Source organism: Gilliamella sp. A7 (assembly GCF_002142015.1).
In the GTDB taxonomy this organism is placed as follows: domain Bacteria; phylum Pseudomonadota; class Gammaproteobacteria; order Enterobacterales; family Orbaceae; genus Gilliamella; species Gilliamella apis_A.
The window spans coordinates 1-4,584 of sequence record NZ_NASN01000081.1 but is presented as its reverse complement, the minus strand read 5'-3'; the positions used below and the strand labels follow the sequence as shown (position 1 = coordinate 4,584).

The window sequence follows — 4,584 nt, the reverse complement described above, 5'->3', positions numbered from 1 at the left end:
TATTTATAGTATCTAAATTTCAAATCTATATTCATGATACTTAAATAGTTGATTGAATGAATTTATATAGTCTAGTATTAAATAAAAACAAGCTGAAATTGGCATAAAATTAATTAATACTATAATTGAATTTTTACTATTTGAATCAGCAAATTCTGAAAAATTAAACATAATAATCACTAAACATTTATTACTTGATTTGAATGAAAACTTCAATCTGTTTGTTTATTTTCAATAGTTTAGGTGCGTAATGCACCTTGTACTATTTTTATAGATTATTTTTTATTTCGATTTGTGCATTATTTTTAACGCCTCGCTTTCCATTATTTGAATATCGTTAAAAATAGTTTCGCTTTCTGCAATATTATTAATCTTCATAACCCATGGCATACAGTTGTAATCAAGACCTAATATTCCACTCATGCTCGTTCGCCACTGAGTAGACATGGCTTTAAATAACTTAAAAGCATCCAAATTATCTTGCCATATTTCTACATATTCTTCATCGTAATCCGATTCAGTTAGCCCAAAAGCCGCCAACTCGTGTTTTGACGGCTCAGGGGTATATAGTGCAGTAACGAGCGCTATTAGTTTTTTTCTCGAACGCCAAAAAATTCGCTAGAATAAGTTTTAATAATTGCTGCCCCTGATGCTGGATAATTTTGAAGAAGTATATCCAAATTTTCCTCATTAAACTCTTCTTCTAAACTCCAACCACAAGCTATTTTCAACAGAAAATCAATTACTGGCTTGCCTTCAAGTTCTTTTTCAATATCGGTTAGTTCTTTAAGAACATGGTGTTTGAATGTAAATTCAATTTTGCCATCTTCCAATCCTGCACGCGGAATTAAAACTTCACATTTAAAGGTTGGTTCAGCTACCAATTTAAATTTGGCCATTAATATTATCCTTATTTATTTTTGTAAAAAGTGATTGCTGGTGATTCAACGGTCATACTGATTTTTACTGTTTCAATCTCATTAATTGTAGAGGTTGGTGTAGGATCAAATGAAATACGTACAGCGTCATAACGTGTTTCTTTTGCTTTAGGCACATACATTTTCATAGCCACAACATCATTAGTACGATCTAATTCCTCTAATAATGCATAAATAGGCAGAGAACTGTCATGAGCAATGGTAAAACTTTTGCTTTTAGCTGATTTGATGGTCGGTAGTTGTCGTTCTGCATCGTCATCCAAAAACTGAATTTGAGTAAATTGTTGTTCACCGCCTTCAGTTGCAACTTCTTTGACTTGCGGTAATCGCTCCCATGCAGTAATTTTGGTTAAAGTACCCTTACCTTCTCCCTCTGGAAATGATTTTGTATCATTTGTATTAATATTGCCAAGTGTAACATCCATATTGTTAACTTTAATCACTTTCGCAACTGCGTTGTTAATTTTTGACCATCCTGAGGTGATAATAACTTCATCACCAGCCACAAGACCATGATCAGTTTTTAATGTAACAACAGCGTCTTTAGCGTTTGAGATAATCTCAAACGCTAATTCTGTGTCTTTTGATTTTTGTACGTAAACACTTGAACCGTTAGGTAATGCAAATCCCATAATTATTTCTCCTAATTAAATTAATATGTCAGCACGGTAATTCATGCTAATTGGTATTGTATAAGTGCTTTTTTCCTTAACTGCTGGATAAGCACTTGGTATTGAATTGATGTAAAGTGAAAAGTGATCTTGTTTTAATTCAAGATCTAAAGGAAAGTGTTCGATAATCGCATCAACAATTGTATGAACACTTTCTATACCGGTATTGATCGGCGTAACAACGCTAACCTGAAAAACACCTTTATAAGTTCTTAATTTGCCTTCTAAATCAAAATTAGTTGTGATGCTAGGCAAAATATTGCAGATAAGGTAGATTTCATTTTCAGGTTTAACTTCAATGTTCTCGTAAACAACTTGCAAATTTTCTTGAGTAGCAAAGGTTTGCAGATGTTCTTCGAGTAAGTGGGCTATTTTTGATATCATGTTTTAATCTCCATTGTGGCTTTATAAAAATTAACTTGAGCATTTAGAGTTGCAACCCTCGTCATGCCTTTTTCATATCGGCTATTTGAATTGAGGTATTGTCAATCTTTATCTAGTTGCAGTTGATATTAGTAATTCATAGCAAATCGATTATTTGGTAAAGAAAAAGGATAACGTCTAACATCGAAATGGTGATCGAATTACACTTTTTACATGATATTTCACTCCATAATTGGTAAGCAGTTTTGAAACCGTATTAAATAAACGATCGTAAAAAGTCATCATTAAGTTTCTCTCTGCAATGCTATAGAAAAGTATTCACATATGGCCCCCTTAATGTTGTTTTAATGGTTGTATAAGATCTGAAACCTGTTTTATTTACAGCATAAATTATCGATAATATTCAAAATATTGATGTTTATTAGACTAGTTCTATTAATGAACTTGAATTCAAATAAGCTGGAAAAGTGTTAATAGAATCTATTTTATATAACCCTTTAACACTTATTTCTAAATATTCCTAAATCAGAATCGTCATTATGAATGACCTAAATTGTAAAATTGATTACAGTGTGTTCTTGTAGCGATTTAAGTTAAATTTTTTTAATTTTAAGCACAAAAAAACCGCAATTAAGCGGTTATGTGAATTTTATATAAAAACCTTTAAATTTTAGATTACTAGATAATCGAAAATTACTATTTATTTATTAATCTAATAGATCTTTTATCTTGATTGCATCTTTCAATAACATTCAAGAGATGTTCGTTATATTTCACACTGTCACCGAATGTCATTTTTTCAGGCGGTAGTTTAGGCAAGCAATCACTGAGCAGATTTGCTGGGATTGGCTGACTCACGTAAACTTTTCGCTCTGTTGTACAGGCTGCCAGAGATAGGCATAGGAATAAGCCGATTAGCACAATCATTATCTTTAAGTTGTTCATTGATTTGCTCCTGACGTGAAATAGATTGATTTTCTAGTTCAAGTTTTGATAACTCGTTGTCAGTAATAATCTGATTATTTTTAATAATTTTTTGTTGCAATTGTTGCATCTGAGATGATAATTCAGTCATTTGCTGTTTTGCAGTTTGTTCATCTTCAAAACATTGATAAGCAAAATAAATGCTAAATATGACGATAATCAATAATGCTATCGGAGATAGCTTATAAATTTGTTTTAATTTATCCATTAGACTATCCCATTCACGTAAACCGTTTTACCGCTATTTTTGATTGCTGTTAAAACAATTTGTCGATTATAGTTTGGGCTAAAACCGATATGCACCCATTGGTTATGTTCCTGGATTAACTTATCAAATTGAACACCGGTATCAATTAAACGCTGGCAAATTTCTTTAGGTGTGCCATAAGCACAATGGAAATCAACAGCCAAGCCTTTGGTATGAGCGCTAGTTGATACGCCACCCACCCGGGCATTTAATAACGGGCAACGATAACCAGAAGTAATCATTATTGGAAAACCTAACACTTTTCTAACTAACTCTAATTTGTTAGCTGTCAGTTGAATATTTGCCATTAACTCATCTGGTACTCGATTATCTATTCTTAATCTGCTTGCAATGTTTGAACGGGTAAATTCTTCAAGTGTAAAATGTTCTGTTAGTTTCATTGTTCTCCAGCACTCCTTTTCATTCGTTCGGCAATGACTTTGATCATCTCTGCACCCAACCACCCCGCAGAGCCTGCCATACATCCTGTGAATTCAGCACTAAACTGTAGTGCTATTGATAATAAAATAGTCAGTGCGCCGGCAAACATAGAAACAATTAATTGGCATATAGCTATCTTTATCCCTACTGCTTTACCGTTAATGATATCAAATGCAGTTTTCGCAATAGAGCCTAGAGCAGCCATACCTAATGTCATTAGCCAATATAGCCAATTCGTAGGATCACTGTTTTGCATATGTTTAATCTTCATAGAAAGCCTCCATTTTGAGGCAATTAATTGAAATGACAGCGTAAAAGTAATCTTTTGTTGTAATTGTGATTAACTTTGTTGTCGATACTGTGAAACCGCAGAATTGAGGATTTGATAAAAAAGCAATTAAACGGCTGATTTATTGAAAAGGTTCATCAAAAATTATCTTTTTTAAATAGTTTATAAAGTAATAAATTACATTTTAAAGAATTAAAATATAAATTAATTTTATCTTTTAAAAGGTTTCTTTTCCCAGCGTTTCGCAAGCATTCAAATTTTTGGTCTAGATTATCTCGCTTTTCAGTATTCTACTAGCGATTTCGGTATTTTTCATATTTGCATTATTTATGAATACTGCATGTGTTTGTATATAGTTTACTTAAAAGCTTTATTACGAACTTTTCAAGCAATAAACTCATAACAATTTAATATCATTAATTAGATATTCAGGTGGGAAAAAACAGACATTTTGATGTAATTTAACTAATATATAGAATAACTCTTTGAGAACAATTACCTGTCAATCAATATAAAAGTTGAATAATATAGAATAAAAAAAGCCCAAATATTAATTTGGGCTTTTTGTTTAATGCGCATTAAACTGCATTATTTACACATTATGCATTTAAACGTTTAAATAGTCAAGTC

The 4,584-nt window shown here is 31.7% G+C and carries 7 protein-coding genes; all 7 read right to left on the bottom strand.

All coding sequences use genetic code 11. The features are described 5' to 3' along the window. Window positions 1–282 precede the first annotated feature (282 nt). Window positions 283–540 carry a DUF1799 domain-containing protein gene (locus B6D18_RS12055; RefSeq protein ID WP_086364664.1) on the bottom strand — a complete coding sequence of 86 codons (258 nt, stop codon included), beginning with the start codon at window positions 538–540 and terminating at the stop codon, window positions 283–285. 47 nt (window positions 541–587) lie between these two features. Next, window positions 588–899 (bottom strand): phage tail assembly chaperone, encoded by a 312-nt coding sequence (locus tag B6D18_RS12050; protein WP_086364663.1) that lies wholly within the window; start codon window positions 897–899, stop codon window positions 588–590. A gap of 11 nt (window positions 900–910) precedes the next feature. Beyond that, window positions 911–1,570: a phage tail protein gene (locus tag B6D18_RS12045; RefSeq protein ID WP_086364662.1), complete on the bottom strand. Its 660-nt coding sequence runs from the start codon at window positions 1,568–1,570 to the stop codon at window positions 911–913. Window positions 1,571–1,585: 15 nt separating this feature from the next. Continuing rightward, window positions 1,586–1,993 (bottom strand): phage tail terminator-like protein, encoded by a 408-nt coding sequence (locus B6D18_RS12040; protein ID WP_086364661.1) that lies wholly within the window; start codon window positions 1,991–1,993, stop codon window positions 1,586–1,588. A gap of 823 nt (window positions 1,994–2,816) precedes the next feature. Further along, window positions 2,817–3,185 carry a hypothetical protein gene (locus B6D18_RS12035; protein ID WP_086364660.1) on the bottom strand — a complete coding sequence of 123 codons (369 nt, stop codon included), beginning with the start codon at window positions 3,183–3,185 and terminating at the stop codon, window positions 2,817–2,819. Then, entirely contained in the window at window positions 3,185–3,625 is a 441-nt protein-coding gene (locus B6D18_RS12030) for a D-Ala-D-Ala carboxypeptidase family metallohydrolase (RefSeq protein ID WP_086364659.1), read from the bottom strand. The genes B6D18_RS12035 and B6D18_RS12030 overlap by 1 nt, the downstream gene beginning before the upstream one ends. Continuing rightward, window positions 3,622–3,936, bottom strand: a complete 315-nt coding sequence (locus B6D18_RS12025) for a phage holin family protein (protein WP_086364658.1) — start codon at window positions 3,934–3,936, stop codon at window positions 3,622–3,624. The genes B6D18_RS12030 and B6D18_RS12025 overlap by 4 nt, the downstream gene beginning before the upstream one ends. Window positions 3,937–4,584: the final 648 nt, after the last annotated feature.

Bases quoted from the DNA above. Each gene is read 5' to 3' on its own strand.
- B6D18_RS12050 (WP_086364663.1), bottom strand. From the start codon at position 899: ATGGCCAAATTTAAATTGGTAGCTGAACCAACCTTTAAATGTGAAGTT.
- B6D18_RS12045 (WP_086364662.1), bottom strand. From the start codon at position 1,570: ATGGGATTTGCATTACCTAACGGTTCAAGTGTTTACGTACAAAAATCA.
- B6D18_RS12040 (WP_086364661.1), bottom strand. From the start codon at position 1,993: ATGATATCAAAAATAGCCCACTTACTCGAAGAACATCTGCAAACCTTT.
- B6D18_RS12035 (WP_086364660.1), bottom strand. From the start codon at position 3,185: ATGGATAAATTAAAACAAATTTATAAGCTATCTCCGATAGCATTATTG.
- B6D18_RS12030 (WP_086364659.1), bottom strand. From the start codon at position 3,625: ATGAAACTAACAGAACATTTTACACTTGAAGAATTTACCCGTTCAAAC.
- B6D18_RS12025 (WP_086364658.1), bottom strand. From the start codon at position 3,936: ATGAAGATTAAACATATGCAAAACAGTGATCCTACGAATTGGCTATAT.